The organism is Pseudomonas sp. RL (assembly GCF_000647775.1).
GTDB classification, from domain to species: Bacteria; Pseudomonadota; Gammaproteobacteria; order Pseudomonadales; family Pseudomonadaceae; genus Serpens; species Serpens flexibilis.
In genome coordinates, this window is the sequence record NZ_JBOY01000026.1 from 24,457 (window position 1) to 41,044 (window position 16,588).

The window sequence follows — 16,588 nt, forward strand, 5'->3', positions numbered from 1 at the left end:
GCGCTATGACTTGCCCACCTGCGCCGCCAGCGCATCCTCGATGGCGAAGCGCAGGTGTGGCGTTTCTCCCGCCAGTCCACGCAGGAACGCCTGGATACGGGCATCGGCGGGCATCTCGCCTAGCACCTCCAGTATGCGTTGCTGCACCAGGCGCTCCTGTGAGGGAAAGGCCTGCAGGAGCGCATCGAGGCTGCCCGGGTAGAAGGCCACCAGTGCCTGGCGACTCTGCCGGGGGAAATCACCGTCATCCAGATCGCCCAGCAACTGGATCATCAGGGCGACGGTCTGCGCGTCGGCGCGACCATGGCGGGTCAGGAAGGTGATCAGGTTGGCCTTCGTCTCGATGCGCCGATAGCCGGTGCGCTGCACCCTCAGTCGCTCCAGCTTGCGCACCACCTCTGCCTGTTGGCTGCCGGCCTGTGCACCGTGTGCCAGCAGCAGCACGCTGGCCTCGAAGGCCCCTTCGTCGCTGAACAGCTGGCGCGCGCACTTGGCAGGCGTGCAGGCCGTCGAGCCCGGTAACTGATAGCGAATGAACAGCCTGTCACGCGTCAGGGCGTCGACGTGCGGGTAGGTTGTCAGCGTATTGGCAAACAGCGTGCGGTGCCGGTCGATGATCTGCTGCGTCCCGGCTTCGTTGCGCGCGTCCAGTGAGCGAAGCAACTGGTGGACGTCCTGCAGCGGCTGGCGCTGCAGCCCTTGCCAGTCGTGGTCGATGCGGGTCAGCAGGCGATCGAGCGCCTTCCCATGACCTCCCTCGGGCTCCAGCGGGGTGCTGCGCAGGAACGCCTCCGCGACATTTTTGAGCAGCAGGTCGGGCCGGCTGATGGTTGGCGCTTCCCGGGCCAGCAGCTCGGCGGCCAGCAGAGGCTGGTTGTGCCGGATGATCCGGTACAGCTCATGGGCCAGCTCGCCCCGTGACATTGGCGGAGTGGCGAGCCTCCCAGCGCCGGCCAGGCTGAGCAACTGCTCGATCTGCTCCGCCAGCCGCTCGGCCGGTTGCCGGTGGCCCGGCGCCGGGCGGGCATCGGCCTTCTGGCTTCGGGTGTGGTTGGACAGTGGCGCGAGACTGCGTGGCAGGTAGGCCGGCCGGACCCGTGCCAGCCCCTCGACAACCTGCTGCCACTCCGTTGCGGAAAGCTCGCTCTGGCGCAGCGCGGCGTCGATCGCCAGGGGCAGCACCAGCTCGGTTTCCTCGGGGCGGACGCTCTTCGACTGGGCGAACAGGTAGTCCCGGTAACCCGGCAGCGGATGCTGGCCGCGGATCAGCGCGGGCGCCAGATCGTACTGCCAGCGATGGCAGTTGTAGTCGAAGGGGACGGAAAGGGACAGCGCCAGCAGTTCAGCGGTGCGCTGCGCGCCGGGGAGTTTCTTGCCCAGGGTCTGGTATTCGGCCGCCTTGGCGGCGCAGGGGTCGGTGCTGGTGCCCTTCTGCAGTCCCCGCAGCTGCTTGCCCAGGCCGTCGGGGTCGACTTCGATCTCCGCCCTGAGGAAGAAGTGCTCGCCGTCCCACTGTTCTTCCAGGATCCGCGTGCGGGTCAGCGCCTGGGCGAAGGACTGGATGTTGTTCTGTACGGTGCGGGAGAAGGTTTCGCCATCCAGGCGCTCGGTACTGTCCAGCGACGCCTGCACCTGCACGCCGACCTCCTCGATGGCCAGGGCCTGCAGCTGTTGCAGCGCGGCTTTGCGTGCGCTGACTTTCGAGTCGTTCTCGCTGGCCCGGTAGGTGTAGTCCCGGACCAGGGCCACGGGCGCCGCGTGCGCCGGCACTGCCAGGGCGAGTGCCAGGGCTGAAATGACGAGACGGATGGGCATGATCTTTCCTTTCAGAGCGGCGCGGGGCGCCAACTGGCGCCCCGCAGGCTCAGCCCAGCGTTCCGACGATATTGATCGCCACCTTCTCGGGGATCTCGTTCTGCGACAGCACGTGCAGCCCGGGGCTGAACACCCGTGCGTAGCGGGCGAGCAGCGGGCGCAGTTGCGGCATGACCACCAGGATCGGCGGGTGGCCGTCCTTGCGCAGGCGTTCCTTGACCACCGGCATGCTGGTCTGCAGCTGGTTGAGCAGCGCGGGGTCGACCGGAATGTTGTCCAGGCTGACGGTGCCCTGTTGCTGGGCGATGCCCAGGGCGCCCATCAGAGTGTTCTCCAGCGCATTTTCCAGCACGAACACGCCCAGCTCGCTGCGTTCGCCGGCGATGGCGTTGACCAGCGTGCGGCGCAGGGCGAAGCGCACGTCGGAGGCCAGCAGGATCGGGTCCTTGGTGCTTTCGCTGCCTTCCAGCAGGGTAGTGGCGATGGTCACGATGTCACGCAGCGGCACTTCTTCCTGCAGCAGCTGACGGTATACGCGGTGCTGCTGGGTGTAGCTGAGCGCGGTCTTGAGACTTTCCGCCAGCTTGGGGGCCAGGACGGTCAGGCGCTGCATCAGGTGATCGACGTCATCGTGCTTGAAGATTTCCGCCAGGTTCTCGCGGATGATCTTGTTCAGGTGGGTCGCTACCACGCTGGAGCAGTCGATCACCTGATAGCCGAGGTTGAGCGCCTTGCTCTTGAGCGCCGGGTCGATCCACACCACCTGCATGCGGTAGGCCGGGTCGGTGCCGAGGATGCCGTCGATCTCGCCGTACAGCTTGGCCGAGGGGATCGCCATCAGGCGGTCCGGGTACAGCTCGGCGCCGTCGATGCGCTCGCCGTTGATGTAGATGGCGTACTGCGAGGCCTTCAGGCGCAGGCTGTCGCGAATGTGCACTTCCGGCAGCAGAAAGCCGAGCTGCTCGGAGAGCGTCTGGCGCACCCCGCGAATGCGCAGCGGCAGCGGCGAGCCACCGGCGTCGTTGACCAGGCCGACCAGCTTGTAGCCCAGCGATACCGACAGCCGCTCGACCAGCGGGATGTCTTCCCAGGCCAGTGGCTGCGGCTTGTCCTGGCGCAGGTCGCGGCTCAGGGCAGCGATCTTTTCCAGGCTTTCGGCCTCCTCCACCGGGGCGAACTTGGCGGTGCGCCAGGCCACGAAGGCGATCAGCGCCGCGAAGCTCATGAAGGCCAGATGCGGCATGCCCGGCACCAGGGCGATGACGGCGATCACCCCGGCCACGGTGTAGAGCGTCGACGGCTGGGCGAGCATCTGCTTGCGCACCAGGCCGGTGATTTCCGCCGACTCGTTGGTGCGGGTGATGATGATCGCCGCGGCGGTGGACAGCAGCAGCGCCGGAATCTGCGCGGCCAGGCCGTCACCGATGCTCAGCAGCGCGTACAGGCGCCAGGCGTCGCCGGCCGACAGGTCGTGCACCAGCATGCCGATGGCGAAGCCGCCGATCAGGTTGATCAGCAGGATCAGGATGCCGGCGATGGCGTCGCCGCGCACGAACTTGGCGGCACCGTCCATGGCCCCGTAGAAGTCGGATTCCTTGGCCACGGCGGCGCGGCGCTGGCGCGCCTCGTCGGCGTTGATCAGGCCGGCGTTGAGGTCGGCGTCGATGGCCATCTGCTTGCCGGGCAGGGCGTCCAGGGTGAAGCGCGCGGTCACCTCGGCGATGCGCTCGCCCCCCTTGGTGATCACCAGGAAGTTCACGATGGTGAGAATCACGAAGACGATGATGCCGACGATGAAGTTGCCGCCGATCACCACCTCGCCGAAGGCTTCGATCACCTTGCCCGCGGCGTCGGTGCCGTTATGGCCTTCCAGCAGCACGATGCGCGTGGAGGCCACGTTGAGCGTCAGGCGCAGCAGTGTGGTGACCAGGATCACCGTCGGCAGCAGCGAGAAGTCCAGCGGCGTGCGGGTCGAGACGCAGACCAGCAGCACCAGGATCGACATGCCGATGTTGAAGGTGAACAGAATGTCCAGCACCAGCGGCGGCAGCGGCAGGATGATCATCGCCAGGATGGACAGCACCACCACGGGGATGCCGATCTTGCCGTTGCGCAAGGTGGCGGAAAATTGCTGCATTGGGCTCATGTTGACGCTCGGTTGGCAAGTGAAGAGGGAATGGGCAGTTCCTTGGGCAGCACCGGGGCGGCGCGACGGGTGCCGCGCCGGTAGGCCTTGAGCTGCAGGACGTAAGTCAGTACGTGGGCCACCGCCTGATACAGGGCGGTCGGAATCTGCTGGTTGACCTGGGTGGTGAAGTACACGGCACGGGCCAAGGGCGGGATGGGCAGCACCTCGATGGCGAGGTCCATGGCCTTCTCGCGAATGAACTGGGCGGTTTCGTCATGCCCCTTGGCCAGCACATAGGGGGCCTGGGCCTTCTTGAGGTCGTACTTCAGCGCGACGGCGTAATGCAGCGGGTTGGTGATCACCACGTCCGCATCCTTGAGCACCTTGCTGATCTGGCGCTGGGCCAGCTGGCGCTGCAGGCGCTTGATGCGGGCCTTCACCTCCGGCTTGCCCTCGCGGTTCTTGTACTCCTCCTTCACCTCCTGCTTGGTCATGCGCATCTTCTTCATGAACAGGAAGCGCTGCAGGGGGACGTCGATGGCGGCGAACACCACGAACACCGCCATCATCATGATCAGCATGTCGAAGGTCAGGGAAAAGGCGCTGCCCAGGGCCGTGGCCAGATCGGACTTCTGCAGGGCGATCAGGCGCGGCAGGGTATAGACCATCTGGATCCAGCCCATGGCGATCAGGATCAGCACCTTGAGGAAGGACTTGAGGAAGTCGGTGAGGTTCTGCATCGAGACGATGCGCTTGAGGCCGGTCAGCGGGTTGAGCTTGCTCAGCTTGGGATGGAAGTTCTTGCTGGCAAACATCCATCCGCTGGGGATCAGCCCGAACGGAATCACCACCAGCGGCGCGATCAACAACGGCAGCAGGATCAGGATGAAGGTCAGGATGCCGTTGAGCAGCACCTGGGTCACGTCATTGGGGGTCAGCTCGCTGCGCGCGAAGTTGATGTACGAGCCGGTGAAAATCTGGTCGAAGCCGTCGAGCATGTAGTCGAAGAAGATGCGCAGCAGCAGCAGGGTGGCCAGCAGCGAGACCATGGTGGCCAGGTCGCGCGACCGGGTGACCTGCCCATCCTCCCTGGCCTTCTGCAGCTTCTGGGGTGTCGCCTGTTCTGTTTTTTCCTGACTGGACTGGTTCTCAGCCATCGAGGCCTCCCGGCAGCAGGATGGCCAGGTTGTCCAGCAGCTGGCGGCTGAGGTTCAGGTAGTTTTCCGGCAGGTGCGGCACCAGCAGCTTCAGACACAGCAGGCCGACCAGGATGGCCAGCGGGAAGCCCAGGGAAAACAGGTTCATGGCCGGCGAGATGCGGTTCAGCAGGCCGAAGCAGAACTGCACCAGGAATAGGCAGAACACCGCCGGCAGGGCGATCAGCAGTGCGGCGGCCAGCACCCAGGCCATGGCGTGCACGAAGGCCTGGAAGCCGAAGTAGTGCAGCCCGCTGCCCACCGGCCAGAGGGTGAAGCTCTTGTGCAGGATGCTGACCACCAGCAGATGGCCGTCCAGCGCCACGAACACCAGCATCAGCAGGATGAAGAACACCTGGTAGACGATCGACGTGGAAGACACGCCGTTCACCGGGTCGTTGTAGCGCGCCATGCCCATGCCCATCTGCGTCGAGATGAGCTCGCCAGTGATGGTGAACACGGCGAAGGCCAGCTGCAGCATCAGGCCCAGCAGCAGGCCGAAGAGGATCTGCTCGATGGTGGCCAGCGCGCCGGCCGGCGACAGCACGTCGATTTCCGGCGCGGGCGGCAGGGTGGGCAGCAGCGCGACGGTCAGTACCAGGGCCAGCAGCAGGCGGGCGCGCACCGGCAGCGAGCGCTGGGCGAACAGCGGTGCGATGCTCAGCGCCGCCATGATGCGCACGAACGGCCACCAGAACAGCTGCAGGGCCAGCAGCCACTGGCTGGCCTCGAAAAGTGCCTGCCCGGAATTCATGCCTCAGCCGACCAGCCCGCCTGCCTGGCGGAAGGTCTGGATGAACAGGTCCATCAGCGTGCCGAGGATCCAGTGACCGCCGACCACCAGCATGGCCAGAGTGATCAGCAGGCGCGGCAGGAAGCTGAGCATCTGCTCGTTGATCTGTGTGGCGGCCTGGAAGATCGCCACCAGCAGGCCGCCGATCAGACTCGGAATCACCAGCACGCAGACGATCAGGGCGGTGATCTGCACGGCGTGGCTGATCAGGTCGACGGCGATTTCCGGAGTGAGCACGGCACTACCTCTAGAGGGGCTGCAGGCTGGACGTCAGGGTGCCGACCAGCAGCGTCCAGCCATCCACCAGCACGAAGACCATCAGCTTGAAGGGCAGCGAGATCATCATCGGCGAGAGCATCATCATGCCCATGGCCATCAGCACGCTCGCCACCACCAGGTCGATGACCAGGAATGGCACGAAGATCATGAAGCCGAGCTGGAAGGCCGTCTTCAGCTCGCTGAGCACGAACGCCGGCAGCAGCAGGGTGAAGTCCAGGGTAGTGATGTCGGCGGGGCGCTCTTCGCCGGCCAGGTCGAGAATGGTGGCCAGCGCCGTCTCGTTGGTCTGCGCCAGCATGAAGCGGCTGATGCTCTGCTTGGCCTGGGACAGGCCCTGCTCGAACGTGATCTGGTCGTTCTGGAACGGCTCGTAGGCCTGGGTGTGGATCTCCTGCCAGACCGGGCGCATCACCAGCAGGGTCAGCGCCAGGGCGATGCCGACCAGCACGTTGTTGGGCGGGCTGGACTGCAGGCCCATGGCCTGGCGCAGGATGGCCAACACGATGATGAAGCGCGTGAAGCAGGTCATCAGCATCAGCATCGCCGGCACCAGACCCAGCAGGGTCATCAGCACCAGGATCTGCAGCTTGACGCTGAGCGTCTGGCCGTTTGCCGTGTCGTTCAGGTTGAACAGGGTGATCTCGCCGCCGCCGGCTTCCTGGGCGAATGCCGGAAACGGCAGCAGCAGCGTGACGACCAGAATGCCGGCCACGGCCAGCAGGCGCGCCATCATGGCTTCAGACCGGACAGACCGTTGCTGTTGAGTTCGACGATACGCAGCCCGTAGTTGCCGTTGAGCACCACCACCTCGGCCTTGGCGAAGGGTGCGCCATTGACCTTCACGTCCAGCGGCTCGCCGGCCAGCTTGTCGAGGGCGATGACGCTGTGCACGTCCACGGACATCAGGTCCTGCAGGGTGACTTCGCTGGAACCGACCTCCAGGGTGACATGCACGGGGATCTTGCCGAAGAAGCTCAGGTCCTGCTGGGGCAGGCGCTGCTGCGGCTCGGCGGGCTCGGGGAGGCTGGCAAGCGGATCGGGATCGTTGAGGCTCAGGTCGGCGTCGCTGATCAGGGTGTCCAAGTCGCTGTTCGACAGGTGTCCGGTCATGGGTTCTTCACACTTTCCAGAGAGGTTAGAAACAGGCTGCCGCTTTCCTCGAAGATACTGCCGCGGAACAGCGGATGCTGGTTGACGCAGACCTCGACCGGCTCGCGCAAGCGGGTCATCAGAATGTCGCCGGGGCGCAGCGCCAGCACGTCGGCCAGGCTCATCTGCAGCGAGGCGAGCACACAGTCCAGGTGCAGCGGCAGCTGCTTGATCTGTGCGACGGGATCGCAGTCCTGGCGCGGCGCGGGTCGATCGTTCACCTGGCTGGTCAGCTCGTCGACCACGTCGGGATCGAGGAACAGGAACAGCGATCCCTGCAGGCCGCTCGGCGCCTGGTAACGGAACTCCGCGACGTACTCCCAGTGCACTTCCTCGTAGGCGTTCTCGTAGCGCTCCAGCCTGCCGATGGACTTGCCGCCCAGCAGCATGCGCCCGAACAGATCGGCCACTTCCCGGCCCAGGCGCTCGCCCAGGCGCTGTTCGGAAGTGTTCGGCGGCGGCAGCTCGCCGGCCAGCGAAGTACCGCCGTAATAGCTTTCGAGAATTTCCGCCAGCAGGGCGCGGTCGATGGAAAAGCCGATGCGGCCCAGCGGGCTGTTCAAACGCAGCGCGGGCTCGTGCGGATATTCCTCGTGTACGTTGACCTGGATCAATTCCAGGGTGATGCGAAAGTTGCGCAGGAAATAATCGGCAATGATGCGCGGATGTTTGCTGGAACTTTCCTTAATGAAAATCGGCACCTTGTGATAATGCCGGCCCAGCTTGTGCGGCTTGAGGCGGAGCAATTTGTCCGCCGGCACATCATGGAGCACTTTCGGGTTGCCAGTCATGGTGTGGAACATCCTGAATATAAGTAAGCGATCCGTGGTCGGGTCATGCTGTCCATCGGATTCGGGTCTCGGCGCGAGTCGCCGAGCCGCTGGCCGCGCCGTCTCGCCAGGCGCGCCTACCCCATTCCGCAACCCTATCGGCAGGGGTGGCGAAACCTTAAATCAAAAAAGATCAAAAGCCCCCGTTTCATTGATTTTGATGGCGGCTGAGGGTATTAATCGCGTCCGGTACTGGGCACAGTGGCAACTGGCTGCTAGCGTGCCACACTCGCTGCGTAAATTGCAGCCACGACCCGTACGAATAGATGTGCAAAACCTGCCGCCGCGGCAATCCCAGTTTGGCCGTTGGTCTTATTGCGCGGGAAAGAAGGTAGTCGTTGTACGTTCCTGAAACGTGACTTCCCTGGATTGGTATATGCATAACTTCAATGAGCGACCAGCAGCCGCTGAAATAACTTCGCCGGTGATCGGCGTGGTCGGCAGTCGGGACAATCACAGCTATGCATTGCTGCTGCAGCAGTTGCAGGCCGCCGGCTGCGCCGTCGAGCATTTCGCCGAGCTTCCGGCGCCGGCCGTTGCACATCAGGCACGGCTGGACATCCTCTTCCTGTTCGTTCGCGACCTGGATATCGCCGCCCTCGAAGTGCGCCTGCTGCCGCTGGTGAGCTGCCAGCGCCTGCATGTGGTGCCCATCGTCGAGTACGCCGACCAGGCCGTGGCGGCGCGCCTGCTCGAACTGGGCTGCATCGACTACCTGCTGGCGCCGTTCAGCGCCACCCAGGTCACCGCCCTGCTGCAGCGCCATGCCCAGGCCGGGCTGGCGCGCGAGGGCTTCGTCAGCCAGTCGGCCGCCGGCCGGCGCCTGCTGGCCATGGCCCAGCGTGTCGCGCTGACCCGCATGCCGGTACTGATCACGGGCGAAACCGGCACCGGCAAGGAGCTCATGGCCCGCTACATCCACAGCTTCGGTGCGACCTCCGGGGCGCCCTTCGTGGCGGTCAACTGTGCGGCGATCCCCGAGGCGATGCTTGAATCCCTGCTGTTCGGTCACGAGCGCGGTGCCTTCACCGGTGCGGTCAGCAGCCAGGCGGGCAAGTTCGAGCTGGCCAATGGCGGCACCCTGCTGCTCGACGAGATCGGCGAGCTGCCGCTCGGCCTGCAGGCCAAGCTGCTGCGCGTGCTGCAGGAACGCCGGGTGGAGCGACTGGGCGGTCGACGCGACATTGAGCTGGATGTGCGCATCATCGCCGCCACCAACCGCGACCTGCGCGAGGAAGTGGCCCAGGGGCGCTTCCGCGAAGACCTGCTCTACCGCCTCGACGTCCTGCCGCTGCACATTCCGCCGCTACGCGAGCGCCGCGAGGACATCCTGCCGCTGGCGCGCAGCTTCATTCAGCGTTGCGCCCCCCACGAAGACCCCGATCAGTTGCTGACCGAAAGCGCCTGCCAGGCGTTGCTGCACCACGCCTGGCCGGGCAACGTGCGCGAGCTGGAAAACACCCTGCAACGCGCGCTGGTGCTGCGCAACGGCCTGTTCATCCAGCCGGTCGACCTCGGCCTGGCGGTCGCCGAGCCGGCCGCAGCGAGCCTCGCCAGCGCGCCGCTCGAAGGTACCGGCGGGCGGGCCGCGCTTAAAGCCAGCGGCAAACTGGCCGAATACCAACATGTGCTGGACACCATTCGGCGTTTCGACGGGCACAAGGCCAAGGCGGCGCAAAGCCTCGGCATGACCCCGCGCGCCTTGCGTTATCGCCTCAATGCCATGCGCGAGCAGGGCATGCAGATCAACATTTGACCGGCGGGAGACGGGCATGGATTCAATCACACAGGTGCGCATGGACATGCTCACGCGCATGCAGCAGTTCACCAGCGTCGCCCAGGGCGGCGCGGTGCGCGAGGCGCTGCGTTCGGAGGAGGCTCAGCCGGGCAGTTTCGGTGTGTCCTTCGAGCAACTGATTCGCGCGGTGGACGCCGATCAGCACCGTGCCAGTGCCGCCCAGCGTGCCGTGGAGATGGGCGAAAGCGACGACCTGGTGGGCGCCATGGTCGACAGCCAGAAGGCCAGCGTGTCCTTCTCCGCCCTGCTGCAGGTACGCAACAAACTGTCCACCGCCTTCGACGAGATCCTGAAGACGCCGCTGTAAGCGTCACGAGAGCCGACCCGTGCTGCAGAACCTACTGAACAAATTCCACGAGCGGGGCTTGAAGCTCGACCCCCGCTGGTTCCTGGCCAGCCTGGCCGCGGTGGCCGCGATCCTGGCGATGCTGGTGGTCTTCTACCTCTGGCGCGACAGCGAAACGCTGCGGCCCCTGTATGGCAGCGGCGAGACCTATCAGGTTTCCGACGTCATGCAGGTGCTGGACGCCGAGGGCGTGCGCTACCGGGTGCATCCGGTGAACGGCCAGGTGCTGGTCGCCGAGTCGGACCTGGCCCGCGCGCGCATGCTGATGGCCTCCAAGGGCATCAAGGTCAGCCGCCCGGCCGGTTACGAGCTGTTCGACAAGGAAGAGCCACTGGGCACCAGTCAGTTCGTGCAGAACGTGCGCTTCAAGCGCAGCCTGGAAGGCGAGCTGGCACAGACCATCATGACCCTGCGCGGCGTGAACTCGGCCCGCGTGCACCTGGCCCAGGAGGAGAGCCACTCCTTCGTGGTCGGCAAGCGCGCCCCGGCCAAGGCCTCGGTGATGGTGCAACTGGACCCCGGCTACAGCATGGAACCCGACCAGGTCACCGCCATCGCCAACCTGGTGGCCGGCAGCCTGCCCAACCTCAAGCCCGAAGACGTGCACGTTGTCGACCAGTACGGCGTGCTTCTGACCCGCGCCCTGGCGGCCGGCGGCACCGGGCCAACCCAGCAGTGGAAGGCCAACGAGGAGTACCAGAAGAAGGTTGCCAGCAACATCGAGCAGGTGCTGGCACCGGTGCTGGGCCTGGGCAACTACCGGGTCAGCGTCGCCGCTGACATCGACTTCAGCCAGCGCGAGGAAACCCAGCAGGTGTACGGTGATACGCCGCGCCTGCGCAGCGAGGTGACCCGTGACGAGCGCACCCTGGACCAGTTGGCCCTGGGCGTGCCCGGCTCGCTGACCAACCGGCCGATCGCCAACGCGCCGAACGCCGAAGGCGATGCCGAGAACCGTGCGGCCACCTCCACGCGCCTGGAAAGCAACCGCCGCCACGACTACGACCAGACCATCACACACATCAAGCACCCGGCCTTCCGCCTGCGCCAGCAGAGCGTGGCGGTGGTGATCAATGCCGACGTGGCGCCCGAGGGCGGCTGGCCGGCCGAGACGCTGACCCAGCTGGAAACCATGGTGCGTACCGCCGCAGGCTTCAACGCCGAGCGTGGCGACCTGCTGGCCCTGAGCACCCTGCCCTTCGCGCCCCTGTCGATCGTGGAGCCGGAGCTGGCCTGGTGGCAGGACGACAAGGTGCTGGAGTGGGGCAAGCTGGGCCTGGCCGGACTGGTCAGCCTGCTGATCCTGCTGTTCGGCGTGCGTCCGGCGATCCGCGCCCTCAGCCCGCGCAAGGACGACGCCGAAGCCGAGGCCGCCGCGGCACAGGCTGCCAGCGCCCAGGCCGCGCTGGTCAGCGACGATTCGCACCTGCTGGCGCCCGCTGCGCCCGAGGCACCGGCTCCCGCCCTGCCGAAGATCTTCAGCGAGCTCAACCCGCTGGCCGAGATCCGCCTGCCGGCGCCCGGCTCGGGTCTCGAGCACCAGATCGAACACCTGCAGATGCTTGCCCTGCACGAGCCCGAGCGGGTCTCCGAAGTGCTCAAGCACTGGATCGGCCGTAACGAGAAGAAAGCATGAGTACGCAAACCAGCGACAGCACCACCCCGAGCGAGCCGACGAGCCGGGTAGTCACCACGAACAGCCTGCCCAGCCCGGTCGAGCAGGCCGCCATCCTCATGCTCAGCATGGACAAGGAGGCCGCCGCCGGCGTGCTCAAGCACTTCTCCCGCGAGGAAATCATCGCCGTCAGCCAGGCCATGGCGCGCCTGTCCAACATCAAGCTGAGCCAGGTCACCGACGTGATCGGCCGCTTCTTCGAGGACTACAAGGAGCAGAGCAGCATCAAGGGCGCCAGTCGCAACTACCTGGACGACATGCTGGCCAAGGCCCTGGGCGGGGAGATCACCCGCACCCTGCTGGACAGCATCTACGGCGAGGAAATTCGCGCCAAGATGTCCAAGCTGGAATGGCTCGACCCTCGCCAGCTGGCCACGCTGATCGCCAGCGAGCACGCCCAGATGCAGGCGGTGTTCATCGCCTTCCTGCCGCCGGGACAGGCCACCGAGGTGCTGGAATCCCTGCCGGTCGAGCAGCAGGACGACCTGCTCTATCGCATCGCCAACCTCAACGAGATCAGCGGCGACGTGATTGCCGAGCTGGAGCAGCTGATCGAGCGCAGCCTCAGCGTGCTGTCCACCCAGGGCTCGCAGGTGCGCGGCCTGAAGCAGGTGGCGGACATCATGAACCGCTTCAAGGGCGACCGCATGCAGATGTTCGAACTGCTGCGCGGGCACGACGAATCGCTGGTCGACAAGATCGAAGACCAGATGTACGACTTCTTCATCCTTGCCCGCCAGAGCCAGGAAGTGCTGCAGACCCTGCTGGAAGCCGTGCCGCTGGAAGAGTGGGTGGTGGCCCTCAAGGGCGCCGAGCCCGAGCTGGTCAAGGCCGTGCTCGGGGCCATGCCGCGCCGTCAGGCGCAGCAGATGGAAACCATCAAGCGCCGCCAGGGCCCGGTGCCGATCAGCCGGGTCGAGCAGGTGCGCAAGGACATCATGTCCATCGTCCGCGAAATGGCGGCCGACGGCGAATTGCAGATCCAGCTGTTCCGTGAACAGACGGTCGAGTGACAGGTGAGCGCATGACGGTACGAGTGATTCGGGGCGACGCCCGTGGTTGGCGCGTCTACCGCTTTCCGCCGCGCCATCGTGGCGTGGCGGCCGGCGACGGCCAGGACGCGCTGACGGCCGATCCGGCCGCGCTGCAGCGCGCGCTGGCCGAGGGTTATCAGGAAGGCCAGGAACGCGGTTTCCAGGAAGGCCGCGACGAGGGCGTCGAAGTCGGCCGCGCCGAAGGCTACCAGCGTGGCCTGGAGGAGGGTCTGGCCAAGGGCCTGGAAGACGGCCGGCTGCAGGGGCGGCGCCAGTTCGAGCAGGCCTGCGCGCCGCTGGACCGCATGATGGAATCCTTCCGCGTGGCGGTCAGCGAATACGAGCGCGGCCGCCGCGAGCAACTGCTGGAAATGGTCGCCAAGGTGGCCAAGCAGGTGATCCGCGTCGAGCTGACGCTGAATCCGGCACAGCTGCTGACCCTGGCCGAGGAAGTGCTCAACACCCTGCCCGGCAATCACGAGGACGTGCAGATCCACCTCAATCCCGAGGAGTGCGCACGCATTCGCGACATCGACCCGGAACGCGCGCGGCGCTGGAAGCTGGTGCCCGACGACCGTCTGGCCCATGGCGAATGCCGCGTGGTCACCTCCGAGGCGGAAGCCGACATCGGCTGCCAGCAGCGCCTGGACGCCTGCATGGACACCCTGGCCGGGCACCTCAAGGTCGAGGACTGATCGGCCATGCTGCTGGACAGTGATGCCCTCGACGAGGCCCTGAAATCCCTCGACAGCGTTCAGTTGGCCAAGGTCAGCGGACGCCTGGTGCGGGTCTCCGGGCTGATCCTGGAAGGGCTCGGCTGTCACCAGCCGACCGGCCAGCGCTGCTACGTGGAGCAGACCGACGGCAGCCTGCTGGAAGCCCAGGTGGTGGGCTTCAACCGCGAAATCACCTACCTGATGCCGTTCAAGAAGCCGCTGGGCCTGGCCACCGGCGCGCGCATCTTCCCGATCCGCGAGGAAGCGCGCCTGCGCATCGACGATTCCTGGCTTGGCCGGGTGGTCAACGGCCTCGGCGAGCCCCTGGACGAGCAGGGCAAGCTGACCGGCCACGACCTGCTGCCGCCGCTGCCGCCGCCGGTCAACCCGCTGCGCCGGCGCCCGGTGGAAGAGCCGCTGGACGTCGGCGTGCGCGCCATCAATGCCATGCTCACCCTCGGCAAGGGCCAGCGGGTCGGCCTGTTCGCCGGCAGCGGCGTGGGCAAGAGCGTGCTGCTGGGCATGATCACCCGGCAGACCAAGGCCGACGTGGTGGTGGTCGGACTGATTGGCGAGCGCGGCCGCGAGGTGCAGGAATTCATCCTGCACTCCCTCGGCCCGGAAGGCCTGCGCAAGGCGGTGGTGGTGGTGGCGCCGGCCAACGAGTCGCCGCTGATGCGCCTGAAGGCCGCTGATCTGTGCCATAGCATCGCCGCCTATTTCCGCGACCGCGGCCAGGACGTGCTGCTGCTGATGGATTCCCTGACCCGCTACGCCATGGCCCAGCGCGAGATCGCCCTGGCGCTGGGCGAGCCGCCGGCCACCAAGGGCTATCCGCCGTCGGTGTTCGGCATGCTGCCGGAGCTGGTGGAAAGCGCCGGCAACGGCGCCAGTCCAACGGGCAGCCTCAGTGCGCTGTACACGGTGCTGGCTGAGGGCGATGACCACCAGGACCCGATTGTCGACTGTGCCCGTGCCATCCTCGATGGCCACATCGTGCTGTCGCGCAAGCTGGCCGAGGTCGGCCACTACCCGGCCATCGACATCGGCGCCTCGGTGAGCCGCTGCATGGCCCAGGTGTCCGCTCCCGAACACCGCAACGCCGCGCGTCAGCTCAAGGAGCTGTACAGCACCTACGAAAAGATCCGCGAGCTGATCCCGCTGGGCGGTTACACCCCCGGCGCCGATGCGAAGACCGATCGCGCCGTGCAGCTGGCGCCCGCCATCGAGCGCTTCCTGCGCCAGGAAACCGGCCAGGATGCCGACCTCGACTTCAGCGTGCGCACGCTGCAGCAGCTGCTGGGGAGTCGCGGATGAAGGACCAGCTGAATACCCTCGGCAAGCTGGCCGCCATCCGCCAGATGCGCGTGCGCCAGATGCTCGGTCGCGTGCAGTACCAGCGCAACCTGTGCCAGCGCTATCGCAACAACATCAGCGGCCTGGGCCGCCTGAGCGAGTATGTCGGCGGCGCGGAGACCGGACTGCACCGCCTCAACCAGCAGCAGTACAAGACCAACCTGTACAAGATGATCGACCTGCAGCGGCGTGAGCTGGCGACCGCCGAGGAGCACCTGGAACGCCTGCAGAACGACCTGCTGCGCGCCATGCGCAGCGAAAAGGCGCTGGAGCAGTTCATCGACGCCAAGTCCGACGAGTGGAACCGCGAACTGGTGCGCCAGGAGCAGAAGATCCAGGACGCGATGGCCAGTCAGTCCTGGTGGCGCGGTACCGGGACCTAGCGGCAGGCTGGTACGGCGCCCGGCAGGAGCGAATTCATTCGCGAGCTGTTGGGTGCGGCCTGCACGAAAGAGCTCGCGGACAAGTCCGCTCCCACCAAAGCCGTGGCCCACGAAAGCGGCTACCGGCCACCCGTCGCGCTGCGCTGTCGCTCGCGCTTGGCCGACCATACTTGCCGGCGAGGTGATCGCCATGTCCGACACGAGCGCCGCGCTGATTCTTGACACCGCCCTGTCGCTTGCCGAAGCGCGCGGCTGGGAACGCCTGCAGCTGTACGAAGTGGCTGATGCGCTGGGCATCGGCCTGGACGCCATCGCACGCCATTACCCCGACAAGGACGCCCTGGTCGACGCCTGGTTCGCCCGCGCCGAACAGGCGATGCTGGAACGTGCCCGCGACGAGGACCTGGCAGCCCTGTTGCCCGCCGAGCGCCTCGAGGAGCTGCTGGTGGCCTGGTTGCGAGCGCTTGAGCCGCATCATGCGCTGGCAGGCCAGATGCTGCTCTACAAGCTGGAGCCGGGGCATCTGCACCTGCAACTGGGGGGCCTGCACAGCCTGAGCCGGGTGGTGCAGTGGTGGCGCGCCGGTGCTCGACTGCGGGGTGCGTGGCTGAACCGTATCGGCCAGGAATGCCTGCTCAGTGGCCTGTTCCTGCGCACCTTCTGCCGCTGGCTGCGCCGTCCCGATCCCGACCTGGCCCAGACCCGACGCTACCTTCGCCGTCGCTTCGAAAGCGCCCCGCTGCGCTACCTGCTGCATTGATCGGGCTGTCGCAGCCAGAAACATTCTGCGCTGGCAATCACCCTGGCCACTGGGCAAGATGACGCGCGTGAATCAATCAATAGGGACATCCCTGATGCAGCGTTTTCTCAGTATCGCCCTGGCTTTCTGCCTGGGCCTGACCTTTACCCTGGATGCCGACGCGGCACGTCTGGGTAACAAGAAGAGCTTCGGCTCCGCGCCGTCCCACCAGACCCGCCAGGCCGCTCCCGCCCAGCAGAATCAGGCGCAGGCGCCGGCTGCGCGTCCGGGCGCCGCGGCGCCCGCTGCCAGCGGCGCGTCCAAGTGGCTCGGCCCGCTGGCCGGCATCGC

Annotated in this window: 16 protein-coding genes and 1 pseudogene; 9 read left to right on the forward strand and 8 right to left on the reverse strand. The window is 66.3% G+C overall.

The features are described 5' to 3' along the window. Window positions 1-3 precede the first annotated feature (3 nt). The 8 genes from AS93_RS0105410 to AS93_RS0105445 are packed head-to-tail and all read right to left on the reverse strand — an operon-like array spanning window position 4 to window position 8,151. Window positions 4-1,815, reverse strand: coding sequence for a hypothetical protein (locus tag AS93_RS0105410; RefSeq protein WP_027589653.1), 1,812 nt, complete (start codon window positions 1,813-1,815; stop codon window positions 4-6). 49 nt (window positions 1,816-1,864) lie between these two features. After that, window positions 1,865-3,961, reverse strand: a complete 2,097-nt coding sequence (locus tag AS93_RS0105415; RefSeq protein WP_027589654.1) for a flagellar biosynthesis protein FlhA — start codon at window positions 3,959-3,961, stop codon at window positions 1,865-1,867. Beyond that, window positions 3,958-5,100 (reverse strand): flagellar biosynthesis protein FlhB, encoded by a 1,143-nt coding sequence (flhB, locus tag AS93_RS0105420; protein ID WP_027589655.1) that lies wholly within the window; start codon window positions 5,098-5,100, stop codon window positions 3,958-3,960. Before flhB ends, AS93_RS0105415 begins: the two co-directional genes overlap by 4 nt. After that, window positions 5,093-5,893: a flagellar biosynthetic protein FliR gene (gene fliR / locus AS93_RS0105425; protein WP_027589656.1), complete on the reverse strand. Its 801-nt coding sequence runs from the start codon at window positions 5,891-5,893 to the stop codon at window positions 5,093-5,095. The genes flhB and fliR overlap by 8 nt, the downstream gene beginning before the upstream one ends. A 3-nt stretch (window positions 5,894-5,896) precedes the next feature. After that, on the reverse strand, window positions 5,897-6,169 hold the full coding sequence (locus AS93_RS0105430) for a flagellar biosynthetic protein FliQ (protein ID WP_027589657.1): 273 nt from the start codon (window positions 6,167-6,169) through the stop codon (window positions 5,897-5,899). 10 nt (window positions 6,170-6,179) lie between these two features. Then, the gene (fliP, locus tag AS93_RS0105435; protein ID WP_027589658.1) at window positions 6,180-6,944 is read right to left on the reverse strand and encodes a flagellar type III secretion system pore protein FliP; all 765 of its coding nucleotides are present in this window, start codon (window positions 6,942-6,944) and stop codon (window positions 6,180-6,182) included. Next, window positions 6,941-7,321: a flagellar motor switch protein FliN gene (gene fliN, locus AS93_RS0105440; protein ID WP_027589659.1), complete on the reverse strand. Its 381-nt coding sequence runs from the start codon at window positions 7,319-7,321 to the stop codon at window positions 6,941-6,943. The genes fliP and fliN overlap by 4 nt, the downstream gene beginning before the upstream one ends. After that, window positions 7,318-8,151: a FliM/FliN family flagellar motor C-terminal domain-containing protein gene (locus AS93_RS0105445; RefSeq protein WP_027589660.1), complete on the reverse strand. Its 834-nt coding sequence runs from the start codon at window positions 8,149-8,151 to the stop codon at window positions 7,318-7,320. The genes fliN and AS93_RS0105445 overlap by 4 nt, the downstream gene beginning before the upstream one ends. Before the next feature lie 415 nt (window positions 8,152-8,566). Between AS93_RS0105445 and AS93_RS18785 the strand changes: the two genes are divergently transcribed. The 9 genes and pseudogenes from AS93_RS18785 to AS93_RS0105490 all read left to right on the forward strand — a co-directional run. Continuing rightward, window positions 8,567-9,946, forward strand: a complete 1,380-nt coding sequence (locus AS93_RS18785; protein ID WP_081798225.1) for a sigma-54 dependent transcriptional regulator — start codon at window positions 8,567-8,569, stop codon at window positions 9,944-9,946. A 16-nt stretch (window positions 9,947-9,962) separates the two neighbouring features. Then, window positions 9,963-10,295, forward strand: coding sequence for a flagellar hook-basal body complex protein FliE (locus tag AS93_RS0105455; RefSeq protein WP_027589661.1), 333 nt, complete (start codon window positions 9,963-9,965; stop codon window positions 10,293-10,295). A gap of 19 nt (window positions 10,296-10,314) precedes the next feature. Continuing rightward, a complete protein-coding gene (gene fliF, locus AS93_RS0105460; protein ID WP_027589662.1) occupies window positions 10,315-11,970 on the forward strand; it encodes a flagellar basal-body MS-ring/collar protein FliF in 1,656 nt (551 codons plus the stop codon). Then, entirely contained in the window at window positions 11,967-13,022 is a 1,056-nt protein-coding gene (locus tag AS93_RS0105465; RefSeq protein ID WP_027589663.1) for a FliG C-terminal domain-containing protein, read from the forward strand. Before fliF ends, AS93_RS0105465 begins: the two co-directional genes overlap by 4 nt. Window positions 13,023-13,033: 11 nt before the next feature. Continuing rightward, complete coding sequence (fliH, locus tag AS93_RS0105470) at window positions 13,034-13,738, forward strand: flagellar assembly protein FliH (protein ID WP_027589664.1); 705 nt, start codon at window positions 13,034-13,036, stop codon at window positions 13,736-13,738. Between the two features lie 6 nt (window positions 13,739-13,744). Next, a complete protein-coding gene (gene fliI / locus AS93_RS0105475; RefSeq protein ID WP_037008587.1) occupies window positions 13,745-15,076 on the forward strand; it encodes a flagellar protein export ATPase FliI in 1,332 nt (443 codons plus the stop codon). Then, window positions 15,073-15,498, forward strand: a complete 426-nt coding sequence (fliJ, locus tag AS93_RS0105480; protein WP_027589666.1) for a flagellar export protein FliJ — start codon at window positions 15,073-15,075, stop codon at window positions 15,496-15,498. The genes fliI and fliJ overlap by 4 nt, the downstream gene beginning before the upstream one ends. Window positions 15,499-15,688: 190 nt before the next feature. Next, window positions 15,689-16,258 (forward strand): TetR/AcrR family transcriptional regulator, encoded by a 570-nt coding sequence (locus AS93_RS0105485; protein WP_027589667.1) that lies wholly within the window; start codon window positions 15,689-15,691, stop codon window positions 16,256-16,258. A gap of 94 nt (window positions 16,259-16,352) precedes the next feature. Next, a pseudogene (locus AS93_RS0105490) lies at window positions 16,353-16,588 on the forward strand (hypothetical protein); the annotation flags it as partial.

Excerpts from the sequence above, each read along its gene's own strand:
- AS93_RS18785 (WP_081798225.1), top strand. The coding sequence starts at position 8,567 with ATGCATAACTTCAATGAGCGACCAGCAGCCGCTGAAATAACTTCGCCG.
- AS93_RS0105485 (WP_027589667.1), top strand. The coding sequence starts at position 15,689 with ATGTCCGACACGAGCGCCGCGCTGATTCTTGACACCGCCCTGTCGCTT.
- fliP (WP_027589658.1), bottom strand. The coding sequence starts at position 6,944 with ATGATGGCGCGCCTGCTGGCCGTGGCCGGCATTCTGGTCGTCACGCTG.
- fliJ (WP_027589666.1), top strand. The coding sequence starts at position 15,073 with ATGAAGGACCAGCTGAATACCCTCGGCAAGCTGGCCGCCATCCGCCAG.
- fliH (WP_027589664.1), top strand. The coding sequence starts at position 13,034 with ATGACGGTACGAGTGATTCGGGGCGACGCCCGTGGTTGGCGCGTCTAC.
- fliI (WP_037008587.1), top strand. The coding sequence starts at position 13,745 with ATGCTGCTGGACAGTGATGCCCTCGACGAGGCCCTGAAATCCCTCGAC.
- fliN (WP_027589659.1), bottom strand. The coding sequence starts at position 7,321 with ATGACCGGACACCTGTCGAACAGCGACTTGGACACCCTGATCAGCGAC.
- flhB (WP_027589655.1), bottom strand. The coding sequence starts at position 5,100 with ATGGCTGAGAACCAGTCCAGTCAGGAAAAAACAGAACAGGCGACACCC.
- AS93_RS0105445 (WP_027589660.1), bottom strand. The coding sequence starts at position 8,151 with ATGACTGGCAACCCGAAAGTGCTCCATGATGTGCCGGCGGACAAATTG.
- AS93_RS0105455 (WP_027589661.1), top strand. The coding sequence starts at position 9,963 with ATGGATTCAATCACACAGGTGCGCATGGACATGCTCACGCGCATGCAG.
- AS93_RS0105465 (WP_027589663.1), top strand. The coding sequence starts at position 11,967 with ATGAGTACGCAAACCAGCGACAGCACCACCCCGAGCGAGCCGACGAGC.
- AS93_RS0105410 (WP_027589653.1), bottom strand. The coding sequence starts at position 1,815 with ATGCCCATCCGTCTCGTCATTTCAGCCCTGGCACTCGCCCTGGCAGTG.
- AS93_RS0105415 (WP_027589654.1), bottom strand. The coding sequence starts at position 3,961 with ATGAGCCCAATGCAGCAATTTTCCGCCACCTTGCGCAACGGCAAGATC.
- fliR (WP_027589656.1), bottom strand. The coding sequence starts at position 5,893 with ATGAATTCCGGGCAGGCACTTTTCGAGGCCAGCCAGTGGCTGCTGGCC.